This is a genomic window from Anaerohalosphaeraceae bacterium, from assembly GCA_035378985.1.
Taxonomy (GTDB): Bacteria; Planctomycetota; Phycisphaerae; order Sedimentisphaerales; family Anaerohalosphaeraceae; genus JAHDQI01.
The window spans coordinates 80,472-103,966 of sequence record DAOSUR010000003.1 but is presented as its reverse complement, the minus strand read 5'-3'; the positions used below and the strand labels follow the sequence as shown (position 1 = coordinate 103,966).

Genomic DNA, 23,495 nt, shown 5'->3' with positions numbered 1-23,495 from the left:
AGGACAGTCTATGCATTATTTGATTACCGGCGGGGCAGGATTTATTGGGTCGCATCTGGCGGAGTCGCTTCTGCTGGGAGGACATACGGTTACGGTAATTGATGATTTAAGTACCGGAAATATCCGGAATATTCAGGCCCTTATGCCCAACCCCTGCTTTCGATTTGTCTATGATTCCGTTCGCAACGAAGGGCTGATGAACCAGTTGGCCGAGTCCTGCGATGTGATTGTACATCTGGCGGCGGCGGTGGGGGTCCGGCTGATTGTGGAGCGGCCGGTTCATACGATTGAAACCAATATTCACGGCACAGAGGTGGTTCTGGCGGCGGCCAATCGTTTCCGCAAGAAAGTGCTTCTGGCTTCCACCAGCGAGGTTTATGGAAAAAGCGAGGCGATCCCGTTCCATGAGGATGATGATACCGTGCTGGGCAGTACGCGTTTCAGCCGCTGGTCGTATGCATGCAGCAAGGCCATTGATGAATTTTTGGGGCTGGCCTATCATCAGCAGTACGGGCTGCCGGTGGTGATTGTCCGTTTGTTTAATACAGTAGGGCCTCGCCAGACAGGGCAGTATGGGATGGTAATTCCGCGTTTTGTGGAAAGGGCTCTTCGGAATGAGCCGCTGGAGATTTACGGCAGCGGCAAACAAACCCGCTGTTTCTGCTGTGTGTTTGATGTGGTTCGGGCTCTGGAGGACCTGCTGAATTGTCCGTCTGCCTGCGGACAGGTGTTTAACCTCGGTTCAGATGAGGAAATCAGCATTGAGGAGCTTGCAGACCGGATTATAGCAATGACGCAAAGCCGCAGTGTGAAGGTATTTCGCAAGTATGAGGAGGTGTACGGCAGGCCTTTTGATGATATGATTCGTCGTGTTCCGTCTTTGGAGCGAATTCGTCAGGCGATTCACTTTCAGCCGACTTATACTTTGGACGACACGCTTCGGCTGATTATTGAAGAAATAAAAGGGCGTCTGAATGCCCATCAGGGATAGATGGCCGCAAGTCAAACCATTCTGAAAGACAGCAAAGCACTGATTCTGATCGGGGAGCCGGATTTCGGCCGCTGTCCGCTGGCCAGCCGTGTTCACAGAGCCTTTTGGCCGCTGGGCGGCAAACCGGTTCTTTTGCGGCTGGTGGAACATATTATCGGACAGGGAATCCGGCGAATTGAGATTTGCAGTTCAGAGCGGAATCGAAGCGAGCTGGAATCTCTGCAGTTTGGGTCCGGGGCGGATGTGAGGGTGCGGCTGGAGACGCTTCCACGGGGAACTGCAGGGACTATCCATGATGTTTTGGTGTCGGAACCGCCTGAAACGGTTCTTTTTGTCTTCAATGGAGCTATGATGACCCCCCCGTGTCTTTCTGAACTGCTGGAAGAGCACCGGAAAAAAGGGGGGCGGCTTACGTTCTTTTTCCAGCCGACAGATACAGCGGACCTCTTTGAAGATGCAGAGATTTATCTCTGTCAGCCCGAGATTGTTCGTCTGATTCCTTCCGAAGGTTATTTTGATTTAAAAGAAAATCTGGTGCCTGTGCTTGTAAAGGAAGGGTTCGTAATTGCTTGTGCAAATCTAAAAAAACCTACCGGCACATATCGGACGTGGAGAGAATATCGGGATTCGATGCGAGGGTATTTTGTTTCTCTGGAGAATGGGGACATCGGTCTGCCGGAGTTTTCCAAGCACCCCTCTATTCCTTTGTGGACAGGCGAAAATGTTCAAATAGCACCGACAGTGTCTGTGACAGGTCCTGTTTTGATAGGGAAAGACTCTGTTGTAAAAGAAGGAAGTTTCCTTTTTGGTCCTTTGATGATTGAGCCCGATGTGTGGATAGGGCCGCATTCCACTGTTAGTTCGTGTATCCTTGGTCCGCAGGCAACGGTGGGGGCCGATTCTTATATTGACCGCTGTGTTTTAGGAAAAGGGGCTGTGATTGCCCCTCGCACAGAAGCATCTGATAAACTGATTGTGTCATCCCCGGGAAGAATGGCCGATTTGAAAGAAAGAGTCCGAAGACGTCTGGTTCGGCGTGAACAACTTCGGCAGGAGGCAACACTCTCTTCTTTGTTAGCCAAACCCTGGGGAGGAGTTTGGGCTGTTCTTTTATCTGGACTTGTCCTGTTCGTTTTAATTTCAGTCTATTGGAATCCTACTTTAATTGACCTTTGGCGGGTTTGGATGCGCAGTGATGAATATTCCAGCGGGATTCTTGTGCCTGTTTTAGCGGCTTACCTTCTCTGGGACAGGAAAAAGAAACTTTTGGACTGTCCAATCCGTCCTTTTCCGCCGGCTTTTTTCATACTTTTGTCGGTGCAGGTACTTCGGTTGGGGGCTCTTCTGATCGGCTCCGGGACCTTCGAGCGACTCTCTTTTTTTCTAACCATTGGGAGTCTTCTCTGGATGATTTTAGGTTGGCCATGTTTTAAGAAGATATACCCCATCTGGTTGTACTTGTATTTGATGTTTCCGCTGCCGAAGTTTGTAGAATGGAAAATAACCATTCCCCTTCAGAAGTGGGCGACAATTTCCGCCGTTTTTTGTCTGGAAACTTTGGGTTTTAACGTGATTCGTGAAGGGAATATTATTAATATCAATGGGACTCTTGTAGCTGTAGCGGAGGCCTGCAACGGCCTGCGAATGCTGACGGCCTTTTTTGTCGTAAGCGGTTTTATTGTTTTGATTTGCAGACGACCGCTTTGGGAAAAGGTCTTAATCTTTGTTTCCAGTGTGCCGATAGCATTATTGTGCAATACGGTCCGCCTGGCATTAACGGCGATTGCTTTCTTGTATTTGGAAGGACAGGACTGGGAAAAAACCTTTCATGATTACGGCGGTCTGGCAATGATGCCTTTGGCGGTGGCCTTGACAGTTCTGGAACTTTGGTTTCTTTCAAAATTGTTTATTCATCCGACCGAGACTGTACCCTTGATTGTGCAACGGCGAAAAAAGAAAGAACTGTAGCCGGTTTTGGAGCGTGTTAATCAGGAAATGGGTTGGGATACAGAGAAATGGATTATCCGGACAGAAAGTTAGATACTTCCGGAATGCCGGAGCCGTTTGCGGAATTAGTTGAATATCGCCCTGGTGAAGCAGAAGAACAGGTTCCTCAGTCGGAGTTTGATTTCTTCGGGCTTCTTCGACGGCGATGGTGGATTCTTGTTCTCGTTGCAGGAGTTGTTTATGCGGCGGGAATACCTACGATTCTCATTATGACCAAAAAGCTTTATCGGACCGTTGGTTCAATCGAGATTGCCCCGATTGTTCCGGCTATCATTTATCGGGATTATGAATCTGATCGTCCGCTGCCGAACTATGAAGGATTCAAAAATACTCAAGCGGATTTGATGGCCAGTGATCGGGTACTGCGGCGGGTGGCGGAAGAAATCAAACCGATGAATCTGAAACTGTTTGCGAACGTACCGGATTTGTATTCCGCACTGCGGCAAATGGTTGAAAACGGGACGATTGCAATTCGGCCGGACCGGAGGACCTACCTAGTCAAGATTGAGATGATTACTCCCCAGCATTTGGCGGAGGAGGCAAAGATTCTTGTCAATTCCATCATCCGAAATTATTTGAATGTGGCGATGGAAGGCCAAAGCGGGGAGGAAAATGCCCGTTTGACAATTTTGCAGGATAAGCGAAAGCAGCTGCTTCAGAAAATTGAGGCCCAGCAGGAGACGATTCGTCAGTTGGCGGAAGAATATGGAACAGAGGAACTGACGATTCTCCAAAAGATGCGGTATGAGCGGTTGGCCAGTCTTCAGCGTCAGCTGACGGATGTGGAGATTCAGCTGCTGGCATTGGATTCTCAGATTCATCTCCTGGAAAATGGCGCGGCGGAGCAGGTTCCGAATACGGAATATTTTGAACAGCAGCGGGAGCGGATTCTTCAGCAGGAACCATCTTTGCAGGTTCTCCGGAAAGATATTCTTCGGTATGAAAAAGAGGTTCTAATCAGCCGGCAGACAATGCAGCCCGGCAATCCGGTTTTGATTCGTCAGGAGCAGGTTCTTCAGACTCTCAAGGATCGGTATGAAGAGCGAAAGCAGGAGGTTCTAAAGCAGTTTGAAGCTACCTTTGAACAAAACCAGCAAAACAGCCGTCAGCTGAAGCTGAATGAGCTGAAAAGTCAGAAAACGCAGCTGCTGGCGTTGCAGAACCAACTGCAAGAAAGACTGGCTGAGCAGGACCAGGAGGCCATTCAGCTTGGGCGCAAGCAGTTTATTATTAATGATCAGAAAGAACAGCTTCAACAGACCAAAGAAGACCTGCTGAGCATTAATCGGCGGATTGAGGAGATTATGATTGAGAGCAAGCGTCCGGCGAGGATTTCGGTTGCAGACAATGCTTTCAGTTCCCCCTCTACTGCTACACGCAAGAAGATGGCAGCGGCAGTGGGATTCGGCGGGCTGATGCTGGGGCTGCTGGCGGCTTTTCTGATTGACCGGCTTGATAAACGCATTCATGATCCCCAGGAAGTGGTCAAACGGGTGCAAGTGAGGATTCTGGGGACCACAACGGACCCTCGTTCAATCAACAAAACGCTCCTCGGACAGCAGCTGAATGATGATTATCAAACAATTCGGGCGAATCTGGGACTTTTGGAGAATCCGGAGGGGTCCAAGATTATTTTGGTGACCAGTCCGGGTGTCCAGGACGGCAAAACGACGTTTTGTGTCAATTTGGCCACTTCTTTTGCCAATTCCGGAAAAAAGACGCTTCTGATTGATGCCGACCTGCGAAAACCGGATATTGTGGAGGTGCTGAATCTGCCCCGGGCGCTCCGCGGCTTCCAGGATTATCTCTTTGGGAAAAAGCTGGAGGAGTGTTTGTATCCGTACTCGAAGTCCAATTTTTTTATTCTGGCTTCTGATTTTCGAAACAGTGCAGATGCTCTGGATTTGCTGGCGCATCCGCAAAGCGGGGAACGACTGCGGAAGCTGCGTGAATCCTTTGATATTGTTCTGATTGATTCTCCGCCGGTTTTGGCTTTTGCGGATGCCTTGGTTTTGTCTCGACAGGCGGATGCGGTCGTTTTGACGACGTTTTTGGGACATACGTCCCAACCGGATATTCAGGAGGCCCTCTCACGGCTGCGCCAGGTGGGGGCCAAAGTAATCGGAACGGTGGTGAACAATGTGAAGGCGGACCAGGGTTACCGCTCATACGGTTACGGCTACGGTTATGCATACGGACAAAAAAGCCGACGCCGCCGCAAGAAACATTCCGAACTGTTTTTGAGTGCTTCGGAAGATTCTCAGAACCCTCCGCCGCCACATCTGCCGCGGTCTTCGTAAGGAATCCGAAGAGGGGAGATTCATGCATTATTTTTGGTTTGGGCTTGAAAATCTTTCGGGTTCGAACTCTTCCTTAGGACAACGGCTGCTGACGGCTTATCCGGCGAATCGTCTTTTGCTGGATATGCTCAAGACCGAAGCGCAGGCCCCATGCCGATTTTATCTGCCTGCCTGCTGCCGAACCATGGACTTGGACAGTCTGAAAGAAGTCTTTTTCTATCCTGCCGAAAGTCCCGTCGAACCGATTCAAAGAACCGAAGAGGATTATATTCTTCTTTCGAATGGTGCGGTTTTGGCGAAGGTCGAGAAGACGTATCTCCGCGAGGTTCTTTCTTCTTTTGACTGGGAGGCAGCGGCTTTTCGTATAGACCCTTCTCTGGATGCAGGGCGTGAGCAGGCGCGTCTCACGAGGGATTCGAGGATTGTCGGCTTTCGAAGGCAGTATCACCCGGCAGCGGAGCCGGATTTTCCGTCTGAGCAGCGGCCGGATTTTTTTTGCTGTAGGCCGGAAGTGTTTGAGAGACTGTTGCGTTCTTTGTTAGAAAAGCCGGGGCTTTCTTTTCTGAAACATTGTGAATCTGTCGGCCTGAAGGTGTCTTGGCTGAGTATAGGCGGGCAGCGGTTGGAACTGTTTTCAGAGGCCGGTCTGGCGGCACTGCTTCGGTTCAGTCAAACCCACCGTGCGGGGACGATAGTGAATCCAGCCTTGTGGAAAGGGCGTGCATTTGTCAAGGGGATTGTCCACGGCGGCAGGGAACTTCAAATCGGTTCAGGGGCTGTGATTGCTGCGCCTGCCATCTTGTGCGACCGGGCACACATTGGCGAGGGGGCTGTTGTGCAGGGAGTTTTTCTGGGACCTTCCGTTTCGGTGCCAAGCCGGCAGAGGATTCAAAGGCATGGAATTTGGAACGGCGAAGGAAAGGATTTACTGATTCAGACTCTCCCGATCAGTCCGGAAGGGCTGAACCGAGATGAAAAGCCGTTTCGAGAATGGTCTTTTTTTTCATATCCCCGGTTTGGAAAACGACTTGTGGATATTGTGATTTCAATAATTGTGCTTTTGTTGTTTTTGCCGTTTTTCCCTTTGATTGCCTTAGCGGTCAAAGTGACGTCACCGGGCCCTGTTTTTTACCGAGCCCGCAGACAGGGGCTTCACGGCAGGGAGTTTTCCTGTCTGAAGTTCCGGACGATGATTGTTGGCGCCGAGACACTCCAGGAGCAGCTTCGAACCGCCAACCAAGTTGACGGTCCTCAGTTTAAGATTGAAGATGACCCGCGAACCAGTCCGATCGGCAAATTTCTGAGGGACACCTGCATCGATGAGCTGCCGCAGTTCTTCAATGTTTTGCTGGGCCAAATGAGTGTGGTGGGGCCGCGTCCTTCCCCGGAAAACGAGAATGAGTATTGTCCGGCCTGGCGTCAGGCCCGACTTTCCGTTCGTCCCGGGATTACCGGTTTGTGGCAGGTATGTCGAACCCGGCAGCAGGGTCGGGACTTTCAGGAATGGATTTATTATGATATGGAATATGTGCGGCGGCTGTCGCTGGGACTGGATTTGCTGATTTGCATGAAGACAGCGCGGAAACTCATTGGTTCATTTTTAGATCAGTTTGGATGATTTGGGAGTCAAGAAAGGGAGTCTGAATGTTTAGAAGACCTGGCCGGATTAATTGGGGTTTTTTGTTCGTTGTTGTCTTTGCGCTGACCGCCGGAATGCTGACGGTAGGGGGGCTATGGTACTGGAATAAACATTTGCGTGCTCAGCGCGGGCTTCAGAGGGGACTGGCTGCTTTTGAGAAGAAGCAGTGGGAGTCTGCGGCTGTTCATTTGGGCAATTATCTGGCGGCGATACAACCCAGACAGGATACGGCCATTCTTTTAAAATATGCGGAAGCTCAGATGAATCGGCGACCGCTGTCACGCAGTTATATTGAACAGGCCCTGCGTGCCTATCACCAGATTCTTCGGCTGGAAGAAAACGATGAGGTTCGCCGACGGCTGATTGAATTCTATGTCCGGACTGATCCGGCGGAGGCCCAGCGTCTGGCCGAGTCCTTTCTGGAGCGGCAGGATAGTCCGGAAATTGCCTGCTATGCCGCACAGGCCGTCCTGCAGCGCGGTCAATTTGCGGCAGCCCGGCGGCGTCTTGAACAGGTGCTTGAAAAACATCCGGACTGTCTTCAGGCCTATCTTCTGCTGGCTCAGCTGGCACAGCAAGATGCCGAATCGGCAGGCAAAACACCTTTGGAGTGGCTGACAGCCGGGGTGAATGCCAATCCAAATGATCCGGCAGCCTATTTATACCGGGCTCAATATATCCTCCAAAATCGGCAGGCGGCAGAGGCCGCGGCGGATATTCAGAAAGCTGAATCTCTGCCGCTTCAGACACGGCAGCAAAGGATGCAAATGGCGTCAGTTTATCTGGCGGCCGGGCGATTGGAGGAGACGAGGAGACTGTTAGAATCGCTGCAGGCGGAAGAGTCAAACGATTTGTCTATATGGCTTTTGTGGGCCCAATGGGCCGTACGGCTCGGCAGCGAGGAGGAGATGATTCGCGTGGCTCAGGAGGGGATGGCGACTTTGCAGCCGGACCCCTATGACTTCCTGACAACAGCTGCAGAACTTTTTATTCAGGCCCGTCAGTGGGAACAGGCAGAGAGCATCATCCGGCAAATGACGGAGAGGAAGGAAGAGCCGGAGCTGATTTTATATCTGCAGGGAGTCTTGGCGCAGGCCAAAGGAGATTGGCCGGCGGCTGTATCGATTTGGCGGAAATTATCCTCTGCTTCCGCCGGTCCGGATGCTTCCATTCGATTGGCGCAGGCCTTGATGGAAATTGGAGACCCGTTAGCGGCTATTCAGCATCTGCGAACGGTGCTGCTGCGGTTTCCCGACCATACCCAGGCTCATGCCCTTCTGGCTCGCTGGTGCCTGAAGGAAGGGCGGTGGTCTGAAGCGGCGGATCATATTCGGCAGGCCCTGCGAAAGCAGCCGGATAATCTGGAATATCGGAAGATATGGCTGACTGTCCGCTTTCGTCAGGTTCAGGAGTCTGGGCAATCTTCCGAGCGGGAAAAAATCGCTCAAGAATTAAGGTCTGTAGCCCAGGAGGAGCCCTCGCTTTTGTTAGAACAGCTCGGCTTATGGATTGAAACCGGACAGCTAAACGAGGCGGAAACAGAACTGGAACAGCTTAAAAAACAGGGAGGTCCAACCCTTAAACTTCGTATCCTTGAATGTGAACTTCTCAGGGCCAAGGGACAATTGGAACAGGCCCGTCAGATGCTGGAGGAGCTTTGTCGAGAATATCCGAACTCTTTGGAGCCGATTCAAAAATGGGTTGTCTTTACGATTCAAAACAAAGAGTATGAGAAAGCTGCCGCTTTTTTGAATGCTCTGCCTCTGGATTCTTTTTCCAAAGAACAGCAAAAAACGCTGAATACGTGGCGTGCGGAAGTGCTTTTTCTGCAAGGGTGGACTCAGGAAGGAGCAGAGATTCTTTCTGCTTTGGCCAAGCAATTTCCATCAGAGATTTCCATCCGACGGCGCCTGATTGACTGGACCCGCCGAACGGAAGAAATAGAGCGTCTTCAAAAATGGATTGAGGAGATTAAAAGTATAGAAGGCGAACAAGGACGTCAATGGCGGTATGAGCAGGCGCGCCTGCTGTATGAACGGGGAGAGATTCACAGGGACTATTCGCAGATTGTTTCGCTTCTGAGTACAGTTCTTCGCAGTTATCCGGATGATATAGACAGCCGGATTCTTTTGGCTTCCGTTCACGAGTCGGCCGGCAATCTGACACTGGCCGTTCAGGAATACCAAAATGCATTAGCGCGAGATATGGACAACTTGGAGCTGGTGGTTTCCGCCGTAGCGGCAATGTATCGAGCGCAGGAATACAAGGCAGCGGAAGCCGTTCTTCAGGAGGCGGCCCGCCGGGGACTCCGCGATCCGCGTTTGTCACGACTGGAGGTCCATCGTCTGATTCAGCAGGGCAAGTTCGGGCCGGCTACGGAAATCCTTCGAGAAATGATCAAGAAATCTCCGGATGATCAGAATCTTAAATTATCCCTGGCTCTGATGTATCTTTATCAAAATCAGCTTGATGAAGCTGAACAATGCATTCATCAATTGCAGGAGCCAGAGACATTTTCTCTGCCGGTGATCGCCGCCAGGGTTGAACTGGCGCTCCGCCGGAACAATCCCCAAGGGGCTGTTCAGATTTGTGATGAAGCGATTGCCGAGCATCCGGAGCCGCGTTTATACGCTTTACGAGCGATGACGCGTATGCAGATTGGCCGAATGGAGGAAGCCGAAGAAGATGTCAGGACTCTGCTGAGAGAATCCGGTTCTTCCCGGGAAAATTACCTCCTTGCGGCAGATTTATTTGTCAGTTTGAATCGGCTCCAGGCGGCTGTTGAAACCATGGATAAGGCGGTGCAGGAATTTCCGGAGGATTCGGCGGTTTTGCGAAAAGCCGTTCTGGTATATGCGAGAGATCCGCAGCGGCGGAAAACTGTTAGTGCTCTTCTTGAAAAATCTCTGTCAGCTGACCCCAAAGACCCTCTGCTTCTTTTGCTGAAGGCCCAGATGCTTCTGGCGGAAAATACCGCCTCCTCTGCAGAAGAGGGCGAAACCCTATTAAACCAGCTTCTGAATGAATACCCCCGCCTCGAGGCCGGCTGGGCTACGCTGGCGGATTGGTATCTGCGAAACGGACAGACTGGCCGGGCGATGGATTGTCTTCTTCGAGGGCTGGAGTTTTTCCCCGAAAGCAAACCCCTTCTTTTGCTGAAGGCACGTCTGGAGGGGATACGCGGAGGGCACTTGGCACTTCCAACTTTGCAGGATTTATATCAGCGGTTTCCAAACGATGAACGTATAGCGGCTCAGTATGCAGAAACTCTTCTACGGGCAAAACGGTTTCAGGATGCCGAATCTCTTTTGCAGGCACACTTAAACCGCTCGAAATCGCCGGATCCTTCATTTCGGGTCCTTTATCTTATTCTTCTTTACCAGAGCGGGCGGTCGGAGCAGGCCTCGCAGCTGTTTGACCAAGAAATGAAGGAAGGAAAAGACCCGTTGCTGGTTTTTCAGAAATGGGCGGCGCTTTTGGTCCAGGATAAACAATGGTCTCTGCTGAGAGATTTGTTTGAGAGGTATTCTGACCAAATTCCTTCTCTTCCGGATACAGCAGCCCGTTTTTGTCTTCAGATGGGAGTGGATTCGGACCCCAAAGGACATCAAACAGCTTCCGATTGTCTTCAGACTCTGCTGACCCGTTATCCGAAACATCCGCAGCTGATGCTGGCTTTGGCCAAACTTTACCATTATTGGCAGCAGTACGGAACGGCTGAACAGATTTATCGAGATTTGCTGGTGCAGGAAAATCTGTTGGATGATGCTGACAAAGCAACTGTTATGAATAATCTTGCGTGGATTTTATTCCACCAGAATCGGCTGCCGCAGGAAGCCCTTCAATGGGCCAATAAAGGTTTGACGATTCAGCCAAAAAACGCGGATTTGCTCGATACACGGGGTGAGATCTATTTTCAGCTGGGCGATTATGTTAAGGCCCGAGAAGATTTTGAAAGTGCGATTCAGAATTTCCCGCCGTTCTCTCCTGAGAGGGTCAAAACCGGTTTTCGTCTTGTTAAGACACTTATCAATCTCGGGAAAAAAGAAGAAGCAATGAAGCTGTCTGCGGAGGTCGAGAGATGGAATCAGCAGAATCCGGTTCTGACAGAGGGTCAGTTAGATGAACTGCGAAAGTTTCCTAACTTATTTTAAGAAATGGAGTTATAGTGTCGAGAAAAAAATTTAAACAATATGCAGACATAGTCTATCCAGTGTAGGGAATACTCGTTTGGCTGAATAAAAAGAAATAAGATTGACTTTTTTTGGGGGGGTTGGTATAGTAAGGGCATGTTAAAGTGCTTTGAGGTTCAAAGCATTTTGATAATTGAGGCGGAGAAAACATAGGAATACCGGAGCGGAGAAAACTCTTTTGCAGCGGGGTGGGGAGTTTGCAAGGAGTTGGGTTCTTCAAAGAGGTCATTCTGATGTTTTCCCCTAATCTGTGGTAGAGTAATTCTGCCTTAAGAATGTTTTAAGGAATCATAAAAAGATAGGTCAAAAAGTTTATTTTAGAAAGGGAAAACAATTATGAAAAAAGGAGCGATTATTCTTACAACTTTTGTCTTGCTTAGCGGAGCAGTATTGGCTGATGCCGTATTTGTTCCGCCGGTCCCGGATGTGTTTGATTTAGATCATTATTATGCCTACACATGGGGTATTGATCTGGGTTTTAACACGACGGACAAACCAATTGTGGAAGCGGTGTTAACCTTCACAGATATTTACAACTGGCGAGTGGAAAAAGACCATCTGTATGTTCATCTGATTGATGAAGGCCCGCTTGGTTTGAAACGGTACTGGGACGGTCAGGGCGGAGGGGATTATTTCAAGAACAAAGGTATTCTTTTGATTGATTGGAATGATCCCGAAGAGTGGAACAAGACAAAGGACTTGGTAATCAGTTTCAATGCCGATCAGCTGGCCGTGCTGAATACGTATGGGGCAAACGGCAGAATTATGTTTGGTCTGGATCCTGATTGCCATTATTACAACAAGGGAATTTCCTTCAGCGTTCGGACCTATACACCTCCGGCGACAGTTGTACCGGCACCGGCTGCGGTTATGCTCAGTTCGTTCGGGTTGGTTTTGGTTGGATGGTTGAGAACCCGCAAGTCCCTGTAAGGCGGGTGTGAACTGTTTTTGAATCTATTACCCGGCTGATTTTTTGAAACAGCCGGAAGGTAGACTCATACATATGGAGAGTCGAAAGGACTCTCCATAATTTTTTAAATACCTCTAATCTTTTCAGATTTCCCAAAGCCATTCATAGGTGAATAAGGCAAGATCCTGCAAATCCACGATTCCATCTTGGTTCAAATCTTGCCCGACAGTTCCTGTCTGGAGCCAATATTCTGAAAAAGCAGAGAGATCATTCAAGTCAACATCCCCGTCCTCATCGAAATCGGCAATGCTTTTGGATTTTTGAAACCAATGACCCGTGAACTGTTCGAAGTCTTCCAAATCGATTCGGCCGTCCTGAGATAAATCATAAATGCCTGAAAGAGAATCATTCAGCCACAGTTCAAGCAGTTCAGACAGATCTGAAAGATTAACAATCCCATCGATGTTAAAATCGGCGGGATTGCCGGACAGGGATGCCTGATTGGTTCCCCCATAAAAGCCGAGGTTGACTCGTTTTCCGTTCGGCCAGGGTTCATTCAGCCATATTTCGTTCGGATCTCCGGCATCAATGCAGGGGCTTGTGGAGAAATCACGAACCCAAGAACGAGTCAATGGATTCCAGCGTCCCCAACGGCTTTTTAAGCGGAAATTTAGTTGTTCGAAAGGAGCTCCAGGTTCAAAGAAGACAAAATAAGGGTCAAGGTGGAGAATGCCTTTTCCATAAGCAAGGAAGGACTCCCTATCAGCTCTTATATCTCCGGGACCGTCAGCGATGTTGCTGTAGGAAATCGAAAGAGAAGAACTGCGGAGTTCGATTTGAAATCCCTGCCCATTGGGGAATTCAATTTCGTTGAAGAACAGAATCGAATTGCGTAAAGAAATGGATGATTCAAAGTCGCAGACAATCGCCCCGCCGGCAAATAAAGCTTTGTTGCCGGAGACGGTGCAGTGATTGAGCGAAATTGCGCTTTCAAGATTGGCGGCTATGGCTCCGCCGTAACGGCCTTTGTTGCATGCCAGCAAACAGTGCGTGAATGCGGTATTGCAGAATTCGCCGTAAAAGGCCCCGCCCCATCCATCCTCAGCCGCACAGTTTTCAAAGATGCAGAATCGGATTGTAGGACTGGATTCCGAACAGAATATGCCTGCACCATGAGGGAACTCATCTTCCTGACGACACCTTGCATTTCGGAGAGTAAAGCCCTGGAGGATAAATTGAGGAGTTTCATTGTGATTGAAGACAAAACCCCGTTCAAGGCCGTTGGGGTCAATAATTGTGGAGACCACAACATCAAGATTTTCAGGGTCAATACTCTGGATAGTCAGGATTTTTCCTTGCGGATTGAGATTGGCGTTCCCTGGACCCGAATAAATTCCCGGCTGAAGGATAATGCGGTCGCCGGATTGGGCTGTATCGAGGGCCTGCTGGATGAAAGCAAACGGATGCTCTCGAGAGCCGTCTGGCGAGGAGGAGCCGGCCGGAGCCACATACCAATCCGCACCTCTTGAAAAACCGGCCAGAATAAAAATTGCCCAAAGTTGTTTTTTCACAATATCTCCGAATCTCAGCAAGGATTTTTTGTTTTATGCAACAGAGATTCACTGAGGGAGGGTTTTCGCCAGGTTCCGATGCCGTCCCACCAGAATGCCAGATGCGGAAGCGGAGACATCCCTTTTTCCTGCAAGAGCCGGTTGACTAAGCGCAGAAGAATCTGCATGCAGTTCACGCCGCCCTTTTGCCATGCATATGCGCCGATTTCAATAGATTCCTGACGAAGGTGCAGCCCGGGGTTGGTCTGCTCGAGAGCCGCGAGCAGTCTTTGTGCCATCGGCAGCAGTTCCTGCTCCCACCGGGCTTGTTCGGTTTGGCAGGACAGACGGACTTGCTCGAGCAGCCGGCGTCGATTTTCTTCTCGTTGCATCCGCATTTGTGATTCTGCAGTCAGGCGTTCACGGCGGGCTGCTGCACAGGCAGGCAGAAAGGTCTCAATCAGTCCAAGCAAAGGATCTCCGACAATCCAGACTAAAAAAGTCATTGCCAAGGCCCCTTCAGCGGCGAAACTCAGCCATTCCAGCGGTACTGTCGATGCCGCAGCTCCTGCTGAAACCAGTCCTGCCAGTGTTCCTAAAAGAGGGCAGACATCATAGAATAAAAGATAAAACCCTGAGGAGGTCAAAGGATGCTCTTTGATCAGCTGTTTTCGTGTAACCCCGCGGAAGAGGGCAAAAAGATAGACGCTCATCAGGAGAAGAAAAGCAATGCCTGAAAAGCCGCTTACGGAGAAAACCAGCCACCATCCGGCCCCGGCCTGCCGGAGAGAGAGAATGAGCAGGAAGGCGGCACACACAGTCAGCCAGACTGTTCCGGCAACATGAAGGAATTTCAACAGAATGCGCAACTTCATATCAAATGGTTTTGTTGTCTTTTGTTTGTGCAGCTAAGACAACTCCATTTCTCTTAGTTGCTCGGATTCAGAACACGGTATGCGCTTCCGCCGGTAAAAATCGGTCCTACGATTTCCTGAACGGTCAGGCCGATAGAGGCCAGAATTGTCGGCGGCACGTAGATAACATCCCCTGCTTCCAATAGCACATTTTGGTTCATTTGTCCCTGTTCCGCCATTTTCTTGAAATTCAGCGCAAAGACCAGCGAACGTTCTGATGGGGCTTTGGCAGGACGAATCACCTGAACTTTTTCCTCCCAGGCAAGATTGGTAGGAACGGCTTTGGCAATGGCCTGAAGAGCCGTATCCCGTCCGGTATAAGTATATGCTCCCGGTCTCTCTACCTGTCCGATTACATAATAAAATTTGCTTCGGTTGACGACTTGAACATCAATCGGATACTCACCGGCCAGTTTGTAAAGAGCAGACAATTTCTGGGCAATGATGTCGGCAACCTGACGGGGAGTTTTGCCGGCTACCGGGATTTGTCCAATGTCTTCGAGGGAAATTGTGCCGTCGGGCTTAATAACCTGTGTAAGCCCCGGTGAGGTTTCAGCTCCCCGAAGAAGCGGGATTTTTGTGCTGATAATCGTGACGGAGTCCGGCGGCTGGAGGATGTATTCGTCCATCGTAACTTCGGTCTCATTCGGGAATTGAAACGCTTGAATATCTTCCGGACGTGACGAAAAACAGCCCGTCAAGGAAAGAGAAACGAGGATAGAGAGTATAAGATTCAATTTGTCGGATTTCATAAAATTACCCTTTCTTTTGACTTATGGCAAGACTCCTAACCTTTGAGAGTATATCGGCAATTTAGAAGGGGGTCAATAGAATAAAATTAATAGGTTGAAGGGTTGAAAAAGTTAAGAAAAAGGTGGTTTTGAGGGGATTGTACTTGAAAAGTTTTAGAACGGCTGATAAGTTCAGGCGATAAATGTGGTTGGCGACGACGGGAGAGGTGGCCGAGAGGCTGAAGGCAACGGTTTGCTAAACCGTCGTACGGGCGCAAGCCCGTACCGCGGGTTCGAATCCCGCCCTCTCCGTTCCTGTACACAAATTGCATTTTGTATGTCATTGAGCAGATAATTGAAGATACAGATTAGCGAGATCTTTTACTCACTTCAGGGGGAAGGCCGTCTTTCTGGAATTCCGAGTGTATTTGTCCGTTTATCAGGTTGTCCTTTGCGCTGCCGGTGGTGCGATACAAAGTACGCTTGGGATTATAAAGCGGGCCGTGAATTTGAAATCGAGGATGTTGAGAAGGAGATTTCCAATTACGACACACCGTATCTTGTTATCACAGGCGGCGAGCCGATGGTGCATCCGGATTTGGAAGAGTTAGTCGGAAAGCTTGCAAGAAAGGGCCGTCATATCACCATTGAAACATCGGGAATTCGCTCTATCAGAGGGCTTGCCTGTGATTTGATGAGTATTAGTCCGAAGCTGTCTAATGCCGGCGGACCAAAGGAATGGTTCCGTCCTGATGAAATCAAAAAGCTTCTGAAAGACTATGATTATCAGCTCAAGTTTGTTGTGGATCGGCCTGACGACCTCGATGAGATTGCGGTGTGTCTGGAAACACTGGGGACTGTGGAGCCGTACAAAGTCTATCTGATGCCGCAGGCATCAAATCGGACCGAGTATCTTCAGAAGGCCCTGTGGATCGCGGAGTCTTGTCTGAAGACGGGGTTTTCTTTTTCGGGGCGGCTCCAGGTGATGCTCTGGGATGGGCAGCGGGGGCGATAAATCAGACGAAGGAAGAAAACCAAGAGGGTCATTTCGCCTGTTTGTTCCGTTCGACCCATGCCTTGTAATGTTCCCGATAGCCGTAGCCGAAGTAATCTATAGAAAATTCATTACGGAGCTTATATTTTTTAAAAATCCTGACGATTTCTTTATCTGTCCAGGCTGCCAGGGAGTCCCGTCGTGCCTGTTCTAACCGTTGGCGAATTATCTTTTTTTCCGTGTCTTTCATCTGGGGAACCATTTCGAGGTAGGCATTGTAGGTGCGGTCTACGCCCGGGGAGCGGGTAATCTGGTCCAGCAGGGCCGTGATTTGCTCGTCAGTGAGTATCTGCTGAAGGGCCTCGAGCAGGTTCTGTATCTGGGGAGCAAACTGGGCATAGATTGGGTCGATCTGTTCGACCATGACAGTCAGGGCCTTCAGTTCATCCTTGCCTCCTTTGGCTGGGTCTCGTGCCTCATCCCAGGCAGACCAGGCGGCCTCCAGTTCTTGATCTATCTGCTGATGCCACGCCCAGACCCGGCCGTAGTGCTCGGCCAGCAGCGAGGCGACTCTGGCTTCCTTCTCCTCATTGCCTAACTTCAGGTGTTGGGCAAGGGTTTTCCCTTTGTTTTGGATGTTTTTTTGAATGTTTTCGGGCAAAACGGGGTTCATCCATGCCGGCGGGGTACCCTTGTCAATTGCCTTCTGTATTCGGATTGCCGCCTCCACGGCGGTTTCTGCCTGCAGGGCAGAGGTAAATCCTAATGCGAACAAGATTGCAGCAACTCGGTTTCTTTGTGCAGTCATAAAGAGTCTCCTGCTTATCGAAGGAATCTCGGATAAATCTACCCTGGCTATAATATTCTTTCGTCTAATGACAACTCAAGACTTTCTTTTGGAATCGTGATTTTCCCCTGGGAAAATCGATGGTGTGAGGTGGGGTGTTTTTTTATGCTCAACCCAAGAGGAAGTGAAAAAAAACTTGCCAAAATAGATAGGGGCGGTACAATACCATCTGAATGGAGCCCAGGTGGCGGAATTGGCAGACGCGTCAGGTTGAGGGCCTGATGGGGGTAACACCTCGTGCTGGTTCGACTCCAGTCCTGGGCATTGATTGGGGTCCAGGGAGAGAAGTTCCACAGAACAAAGGGGAGTCCAGGGAGTTCCTCGACTTTGTTTTGCCACAGATTCAGCGATATGAGTCTGTGCGCTGTTTGCGGCACTCTCCCTTTGCAGGGGGAGTGCCGCAAATGTTTCAGCAGGGCAATGTTTTTTTAGTGATTGGCGGGACAAGACAGCAGGTAATCCAGCAGCTCGCTGAGTTTGCAGGTGGCCAATCCGACATATTTGTCTGCAGCTCCGTAATAGACAAACAGCGTATCGTTGATGACGACTTTTCCGCAGGGGAAGACGACCCCGCCGCCGTCATAGCATCCCTGGGTTTCATACCATTCTTCGGGCTGGAAAATCCAGTCTTTGGTTCGATGGGTAACCCTGGCCGGATTGTTCAGGTCCAACAGCATCGCTCCGAGGCGGTAGTACCGGTCCGGGCCGACGGCGTGGTAAAGCGTCAGCCAGCCGTGCGGGGTGCGGATGGGCGGGGTATTGCCGCCGATTTTGCATTCCCAATCCTCCTTTGCGGCGGCCAGCAGGGTGCTTTGGGGCCAGTGGAGCAGGTCCTCCGAAAAGGAAATCCACATGGCCGGATGTTCCGTTCCGTATTGGGGGCCGACCCAGCTCATTGGCCTGTGGAGCATCACGAATTTTCCGTTTACCTTTTCGGGAAACAGAATGACATCGCGGTCATCAACCAGAGGGCTGGTAAGACGTCCGGCCCGAATCCAGGTTTTGAAATCTTTGGTCAGGGCCAGGCCGGTAACAGTAGCGTTTTCCCGAATCAGATAGGGAAACTCGGACGGGCTCTGTTTCCAGACCTGGGGTTTTCCGGCAGCCAGCCAGTATCGGCCCGGCGGATAAAAACGGGCGGCGTAGGTGATGTAGTAGTACTCACCGATTTTGATGATGCGGGGGTCTTCAACACAGCCGGCGTCGAATCCGTCGGCACTGGGGCCGAAGACGGGCTGGTCGCTGACACGCTGAAAGTCATAGCCGTTGGAACTGACGGCCAGACCGAAACGGATGACATGGGCTTCGTCATCGCCGGCGGCCCGATAGAGCATCAGCACGCGGCCGGTTTCTTCCTCATACCAGGCGCCGGGATTGGTTGTGACGAAGTTTTCCCAGGAGTTCTTCGGGTTGGGTTTCAGAATCGGATTTTTTGAATAACGAACCAGTTTCATTGATGACTCTCCGTAAATGCAGCGATTAAAGACTTCTCAGCCGACAGGGCTGACTTTCCAGCAATTCGAGGGTCCAGGATTCTTCGGCTTGGGAGGAGGTTTTCAGGCGGCCTTCGAGGGAACAGTTGTCTGTGCCGAGGATGTTCCGCAGAAACGATTTTTTCAAAGACAGCTGGGCATCCGCCGTGGACAGAATGCAAAGCTCTTTGTCCGTCCAGTAGAGCAACAGAACGGCGGCCTGTGAAGCGCGGAACAGGATGTGCTCGTTTTGAAAGGTTTTGGTACCGGCAAAGCGGGCATGGGGGGCCTGATACAGCCAGCCGCAGCCGGTCTGAAGGGCGGAATCGGGCCGCAGTTCCAGCTGCCCTTTTTCAGACGGATAAAGGTCCAGATAATCCCGGAATGTCCGCAGGGCGCCGACAATCGGTTTGGGATGCCCGGTTTCAGTTCCATCGTAGTAGTACATCCCAAAGCCCGCTTCATAGGCCTGTTTGGTTTTGCTGACCCATGGGGCGGAGTAATCAATCAGGGCAATCGGCCAATCAGACTCCATCCAGGACATAGCTCCGTCAAATCCGTTGGCCCATGCATAAAGGTAAATCATCAGTTCTGCTGCTGCCGAATTGTAGATGTCGAGCGTGGAGCCGTCCGGCAGGCGTGTGCCGCAGCTGTATCCGAATTCGCCCAGCGTGATGGGCTTGTCGGGCCAGATTTCACGGAGGCGGTCAAAGGTCGTGACGGCTTTCCGGAGGTCTTCGAAGGAGGTCGGCGGCTGGTAAAGATGATGATTGACAAAATCCAGCCGGCTGTTGGCAGGCAGGGCGGTCAGGAGACTGTTGTAGCCGACGGTAAGAAAAGCCGACGGATGAATGGAGCGGAGGGCAGGGATGTGAAGGTTCAGCCAGTCGGCAAAGGTCTGGTTAACGGCCTCAAAGAAGGGGGCCATGTCTCCGGTCAGTGGCAATGTCGTGTTCCAGCCGTACAGAGACGAGTAATCCCGCGGATGGATATACCGGGCACTCCATCGAGCCAGGATGTTGTAGGCGGCCAGAAGGGCCCTGCGTTCCTCTCGGGACGCCCATTCACTCACAGGCGGCCAGTCGCTGCCGTGCTGGGCGCGGACATCGACCCATTCTTTCTCATAAAGACCTTTGTCGGCGTAGCGGTTGTAGGGGTCATGCTGAATGACGGCGCTGGGACGTCCTGCAATTCGGACGGCACCGACCGTGGTAATGTAGGGTTCGTTCTGCAGGTCGTAGCCGATGACAGCCGGTTCGGCAGAGACAAGGCGGGCCAGGTCTGTAAACAGCTGCGTCAGGTCTTCGCCCTTTTCTTTGGGGTGGGCGGTCGGGTGAAGAAGCAGATAGAGGCCGTATTGGTTTGCCAGATGCAGAATACTGTCCATTTTGCTTTTGTCGGCGTTGAGGCCTTCAATCCAGAGCCGCAGGCAGTTGATGCCGGCGTCGCGGGCCTTGCGAAAATCGGTTTCCCACTTGTCGTAAAAGAAGTTATCGGAAGCGTGGGAGGTCTTGCAGTCGAACGAGCCGATGTAATTGACGCCGAGCATAAAGAACGGTTTGCCGTCGGCGTCGATGAAGTGCTTCCCGTCCGAACTGAGGCGGATGGGTTTTAATCGGCTTTGGGGCCGGGGCATGCGTTTTTCTTTGGCCTGCTTTTCCGCCTCGGCCAGCTGTCGGAGGCGATTCGGCTGCCGGATTTTTTGCAGGGTTTGGAGCAGGCAGTCCTTGAACAGGTTGGATTGATAGAAACCCTCGGTGTGGACGCCGAACAGGAGCCATTGGCCGCCTTTGTATGGGCCCTCGTAGTGTTCAAGGAGGCCGGCGGCGAATCCTCGGGAGCGGTCCCAGGCATCAAAGACCTGCAGGATTCCGGTGTATTTGGATTCGTTGATGTACGGAAATCCGATGGCGGAGGTGCCTTTTAAGGCCATTTTGGTTTGGGCGGGACCTTCGAAAAGGGACTGATGGGGAGCGGGCCGAACAGAAACAGCATCGTCGTATTGGTGAAACGGCTGAGCGGAAAAGATTGGCAGAATCTTTTCGAAGAGAGGTTTACCGAAGCCGTCCGGCAGGTCAATTTTCGCCGTTCCGGCCTGTGCCAGGCAGATTTGATAATCGGCGGGCGGATGCGGAGAATAATCGTAGGACATGCCGAACTGAAGCCAGGCGGCCTTTTCGAGGCAAAGTCCGTCTCCGCGTCCGCCTCGTCCGGGCGGTGAGCCGTCCGGCAGGAACTGGAAACCGGCCGGAAGAAGGACAATTTCCTGCCATTGACGGGGGCAGTCAGCGACGGCCACCCAGCGGCTGCCGTCCTGCTCCCGAATTTCGACGACAAGTTGGCGAAGGTTGTCCGAGCCCCTGACCTTCAGCCAGAGGGCGTTGTGACCTTTTTTGCTTTGGAAGGGGCCGCGGAAGGTGTCCCAGCGGGAGAATTGACGGATAGCTGCTTCAAAACACGTCAACCCGCCTTCCTCCTTTTTCTGCAGAGTGCTGGGAGAGCCGGGATTGTCGCAGTCCCGAGTCCAGCGGGCGGGGTCTTCCTTGGCGAAATCGATGGACAGATTTCGGTCAGCGGTATCCGCCGCCAGCTGCGGCAGGAGTTCCTGCGGGGAGTACCATCGGCCGCGATGCAGAAAGACAGGGATTTCAAAGGCCGGTCCGTTCAGAAGGATCAGGTCGCCGCCGTCTTTCATATATTGCTGAAGGGCTTGGCGGGCCTGATAGGGAAATCGGCGGGGCTGGGCAAACAGCAGGCAGGAGAAACGCTCTGCAGTGACTTTGCCCTCGAGAAAATCATTCCAAGTCAGGGCTGTGAGCGGATAGCCGGCCTGGCGAAGGGCCTGCTCCGCAACAGGGCTTTCCCCGATGAGGCCGATGGAATAGGACTGCTTATCGTTTCCTTTGCAAAAACTGACAGCAAAAAGTCCCAAGAGTACGGCATTGGCAAACGATTTCATTTTTGTTCCTCCAGAAGCGTGAGCCGATCGGGCAGCCCGCTGTCATTTTTATACCAGAAACAGAAGATTCCTGCGATTCCGATTAGAAACAAAAGTGTTGTGATAGTGAAGGCCTTGTAGGTGCCGAGCATCAGCTGCATCGGCATCAGATACATACAGACCATCCAGATGAAGATGAAGGGCAGCGACAGCAGGTCGTTTTTGTGTTCCTGCCAAAGCCGTTGGCGGGTTTCCGGGTCAAGGCGTTTGACAAAGGGTCCCCAAAGTCCGAAGGGTTTGGTAGTGCAGTAGAAATTCTCGAGCGTTTGTTTGTCGGCGGGACCGGCAACATAAGTCCCCCAAACGGTAAAGACCAAAGAGGCCAGCGTCAGGACAATAAATTGTGTCTGTTCCGTCCAGTCGGGCCAATAGATGCGCTGGATGACGGCGGCGGCCATTCCGCCGAAGGTGCCGATGGCAAAGCCGGCGCCGTTGAACCGCCACCAATAGAGCCGCAGCACGCTCGGAATCGCCAATCCGGACAGCAGGCCCATGGTAATCCAGCCCCAGATGTCGTTGATGCTCTTGGCGTAGTAGCCCATGAAAAAGCCGACGGCCACCATCAGAACAGTAAAGATATAGCTGGACCAGAGCAGTTCCCGTGTTTGGGCTTTGGGACGCAGGTAGGCCTGGTAAATATCGCGGGTAAAGAGGGCGGCGGCCATGTTGACCGTGGAGTCGAAGGTGGACATCGTGGCGGCCAGAAGACTGACCAGAATCAATCCCTTCAGGCCGGCGGGAATCATATAGAGCAGGGCGGCGGGCAGGATTTTTTCGGCCAGCACGGTGCCTTCATAACTCACATAAGGCAGGTGAACCGCCCAGTCTTTGCCGAGGACGGATTCGAGGGTTTTGGCCAAATCGGGATAGGCCGCCGAGGAGTTGGCGATTGTAGAGAGCATATCCGACCACTGGGCTTTGGAAAGGTTGGGCAGGGCCCGATGAATTTGCTCGGCAGCGGCGGCGAACAGGTCGGGGGAGGGGAACATTTCTTTAATCAGATAAATCCCGAGGACCGCATAACCCATCATCATCGGCCAGCGGAAGGTCAGCAGAGCGGACCAGAGGCAGGCGATTTTTCCGCATTCTTTGTCGCTGCGGGCGGCGAAGTACTGAGGAGTATTGCCCGTGCCCAGCCCGACAATGATGTTGCGTAAAATCAGAAAGATGGTGAACATCATCAGGCATTCGTACATTTCGTAGCCGGGGGGCATGTAGGTTTTCCATTGCGGAAAGGAAGTCATCCAGTCGGTACTGCCGGTGACTTCCTGAGCCAGTCGAGATAATTCCTCGGGACTGCCGATTTTTCCGACGGCGACGACAATGACCAGGACGGCCCCTAAGAAAATGAGAAAGGCCTGAAGAATATCACTATATACTACTCCGTAAAAGCCGGACGTGACGGTGTATAAGGTAGTAACGACGACCAGAATCAGCGAAGCGGCTGCGGGCGACAGCTGAGGGATAAAGGTGGACACAAAGAGTCCGGACCCCTTGACCAGGTAGGCAAGCATTCCGATGGTAAAGACGATTCCGGCGACGGCCGAGAGGATTCGGGCTGCATGCCCGCCCCAGTCTGTTCCGAAGCGGTAGGCCTGCCATTCGGCTCCGGTCATACAGCCGCTTCGGCGATGCCATTTGCCGGTCCAGGCCATTACAAAGACCAACCCGAGCGGCACTCCGCCGCGAAATTCGAGGAAAAGCCCCCGCGGTCCCAGCAGAAACAAAAGGGAGGTAATCAGCATCGTGCCGGTCATATCCAGCGACCAGCCCATGCCGGAGATGCCGATGGCCCACCAGGGCAGGGATTTTCCGGCCAGAAAGTATTCTTCCATCGAGCCGGAAGCGCGTTTCTGCAGGAAGAAGCCCAGGCCGATCAGGGCCAGAAAATACAGAACAATCAGGATATAGTCGAGGGTTGTCAAGTACTGCATAGGATACTCCTCATC

At 51.6% G+C, this 23,495-nt stretch carries 14 protein-coding genes and 2 tRNA genes; 9 read left to right on the top strand and 7 right to left on the bottom strand.

Features of this window, described 5'->3' with window-relative positions:
• Window positions 1-10 precede the first annotated feature (10 nt).
• The 6 genes from PKY88_03890 to PKY88_03865 all read left to right on the top strand — a co-directional run bounded on the left by PKY88_03890 (window position 11) and on the right by PKY88_03865 (window position 12,060).
• Window positions 11-991, top strand: coding sequence for a GDP-mannose 4,6-dehydratase (locus PKY88_03890; GenBank protein HOQ04336.1), 981 nt, complete (start codon window positions 11-13; stop codon window positions 989-991).
• Window positions 992-2,959: an exosortase gene (xrt, locus tag PKY88_03885; GenBank protein HOQ04335.1), complete on the top strand. Its 1,968-nt coding sequence runs from the start codon at window positions 992-994 to the stop codon at window positions 2,957-2,959.
• A 32-nt stretch (window positions 2,960-2,991) separates the two neighbouring features.
• A complete protein-coding gene (locus PKY88_03880) occupies window positions 2,992-5,298 on the top strand; it encodes a polysaccharide biosynthesis tyrosine autokinase (GenBank protein HOQ04334.1) in 2,307 nt (768 codons plus the stop codon).
• 22 nt (window positions 5,299-5,320) lie between these two features.
• Window positions 5,321-6,916: a sugar transferase gene (locus PKY88_03875; protein HOQ04333.1), complete on the top strand. Its 1,596-nt coding sequence runs from the start codon at window positions 5,321-5,323 to the stop codon at window positions 6,914-6,916.
• Between the two features lie 26 nt (window positions 6,917-6,942).
• Complete coding sequence (locus tag PKY88_03870) at window positions 6,943-11,091, top strand: tetratricopeptide repeat protein (protein ID HOQ04332.1); 4,149 nt, start codon at window positions 6,943-6,945, stop codon at window positions 11,089-11,091.
• Between the two features lie 375 nt (window positions 11,092-11,466).
• Entirely contained in the window at window positions 11,467-12,060 is a 594-nt protein-coding gene (locus tag PKY88_03865; protein HOQ04331.1) for a hypothetical protein, read from the top strand.
• Between the two features lie 123 nt (window positions 12,061-12,183).
• Here PKY88_03865 and PKY88_03860 read toward each other — a convergent pair whose 3' ends face one another.
• Genes PKY88_03860 through PKY88_03850 form a run of 3 tightly spaced genes read right to left on the bottom strand, consistent with a single transcriptional unit; the run spans window position 12,184 to window position 15,256 of the window.
• Entirely contained in the window at window positions 12,184-13,611 is a 1,428-nt protein-coding gene (locus PKY88_03860; protein HOQ04330.1) for a hypothetical protein, read from the bottom strand.
• A gap of 14 nt (window positions 13,612-13,625) precedes the next feature.
• On the bottom strand, window positions 13,626-14,465 hold the full coding sequence (locus PKY88_03855) for a hypothetical protein (protein HOQ04329.1): 840 nt from the start codon (window positions 14,463-14,465) through the stop codon (window positions 13,626-13,628).
• Between the two features lie 53 nt (window positions 14,466-14,518).
• Window positions 14,519-15,256, bottom strand: a complete 738-nt coding sequence (locus tag PKY88_03850; GenBank protein ID HOQ04328.1) for a polysaccharide biosynthesis/export family protein — start codon at window positions 15,254-15,256, stop codon at window positions 14,519-14,521.
• A 200-nt stretch (window positions 15,257-15,456) separates the two neighbouring features.
• Between PKY88_03850 and PKY88_03845 the strand changes: the two genes are divergently transcribed.
• A tRNA-Ser gene (locus PKY88_03845) sits at window positions 15,457-15,547 on the top strand.
• A gap of 43 nt (window positions 15,548-15,590) precedes the next feature.
• The gene (locus tag PKY88_03840; GenBank protein HOQ04327.1) at window positions 15,591-16,250 is read left to right on the top strand and encodes a 7-carboxy-7-deazaguanine synthase QueE; all 660 of its coding nucleotides are present in this window, start codon (window positions 15,591-15,593) and stop codon (window positions 16,248-16,250) included.
• Between the two features lie 28 nt (window positions 16,251-16,278).
• On the opposite strand, the gene PKY88_03835 is transcribed toward PKY88_03840, so the two are convergent.
• A complete protein-coding gene (locus tag PKY88_03835; protein HOQ04326.1) occupies window positions 16,279-17,037 on the bottom strand; it encodes a DUF3826 domain-containing protein in 759 nt (252 codons plus the stop codon).
• A 217-nt stretch (window positions 17,038-17,254) separates the two neighbouring features.
• Here PKY88_03835 and PKY88_03830 point away from each other — a divergent pair.
• Window positions 17,255-17,340 (top strand) — tRNA-Leu (locus tag PKY88_03830).
• A gap of 164 nt (window positions 17,341-17,504) precedes the next feature.
• Here PKY88_03830 and PKY88_03825 read toward each other — a convergent pair.
• Genes PKY88_03825 through PKY88_03815 form a run of 3 tightly spaced genes read right to left on the bottom strand, consistent with a single transcriptional unit; the run spans window position 17,505 to window position 23,480 of the window.
• Window positions 17,505-18,530, bottom strand: a complete 1,026-nt coding sequence (locus tag PKY88_03825) for a hypothetical protein (protein ID HOQ04325.1) — start codon at window positions 18,528-18,530, stop codon at window positions 17,505-17,507.
• A gap of 25 nt (window positions 18,531-18,555) precedes the next feature.
• Complete coding sequence (locus PKY88_03820) at window positions 18,556-21,507, bottom strand: hypothetical protein (GenBank protein ID HOQ04324.1); 2,952 nt, start codon at window positions 21,505-21,507, stop codon at window positions 18,556-18,558.
• Window positions 21,504-23,480 (bottom strand): hypothetical protein, encoded by a 1,977-nt coding sequence (locus PKY88_03815; protein HOQ04323.1) that lies wholly within the window; start codon window positions 23,478-23,480, stop codon window positions 21,504-21,506. Before PKY88_03815 ends, PKY88_03820 begins: the two co-directional genes overlap by 4 nt.
• Between the last annotated feature and the right edge of the window lie 15 nt (window positions 23,481-23,495).

What these genes read in the sequence shown, in the direction of transcription:
- PKY88_03890 (HOQ04336.1), top strand. Translation starts at nt 11, where the DNA reads ATGCATTATTTGATTACCGGCGGGGCAGGATTTATTGGGTCGCATCTG.
- xrt (HOQ04335.1), top strand. Translation starts at nt 992, where the DNA reads ATGGCCGCAAGTCAAACCATTCTGAAAGACAGCAAAGCACTGATTCTG.
- PKY88_03875 (HOQ04333.1), top strand. Translation starts at nt 5,321, where the DNA reads ATGCATTATTTTTGGTTTGGGCTTGAAAATCTTTCGGGTTCGAACTCT.
- PKY88_03870 (HOQ04332.1), top strand. Translation starts at nt 6,943, where the DNA reads ATGTTTAGAAGACCTGGCCGGATTAATTGGGGTTTTTTGTTCGTTGTT.
- PKY88_03865 (HOQ04331.1), top strand. Translation starts at nt 11,467, where the DNA reads ATGAAAAAAGGAGCGATTATTCTTACAACTTTTGTCTTGCTTAGCGGA.
- PKY88_03855 (HOQ04329.1), bottom strand. Translation starts at nt 14,465, where the DNA reads ATGAAGTTGCGCATTCTGTTGAAATTCCTTCATGTTGCCGGAACAGTC.
- PKY88_03850 (HOQ04328.1), bottom strand. Translation starts at nt 15,256, where the DNA reads ATGAAATCCGACAAATTGAATCTTATACTCTCTATCCTCGTTTCTCTT.
- PKY88_03835 (HOQ04326.1), bottom strand. Translation starts at nt 17,037, where the DNA reads ATGACTGCACAAAGAAACCGAGTTGCTGCAATCTTGTTCGCATTAGGA.
- PKY88_03825 (HOQ04325.1), bottom strand. Translation starts at nt 18,530, where the DNA reads ATGAAACTGGTTCGTTATTCAAAAAATCCGATTCTGAAACCCAACCCG.
- PKY88_03820 (HOQ04324.1), bottom strand. Translation starts at nt 21,507, where the DNA reads ATGAAATCGTTTGCCAATGCCGTACTCTTGGGACTTTTTGCTGTCAGT.
- PKY88_03815 (HOQ04323.1), bottom strand. Translation starts at nt 23,480, where the DNA reads ATGCAGTACTTGACAACCCTCGACTATATCCTGATTGTTCTGTATTTT.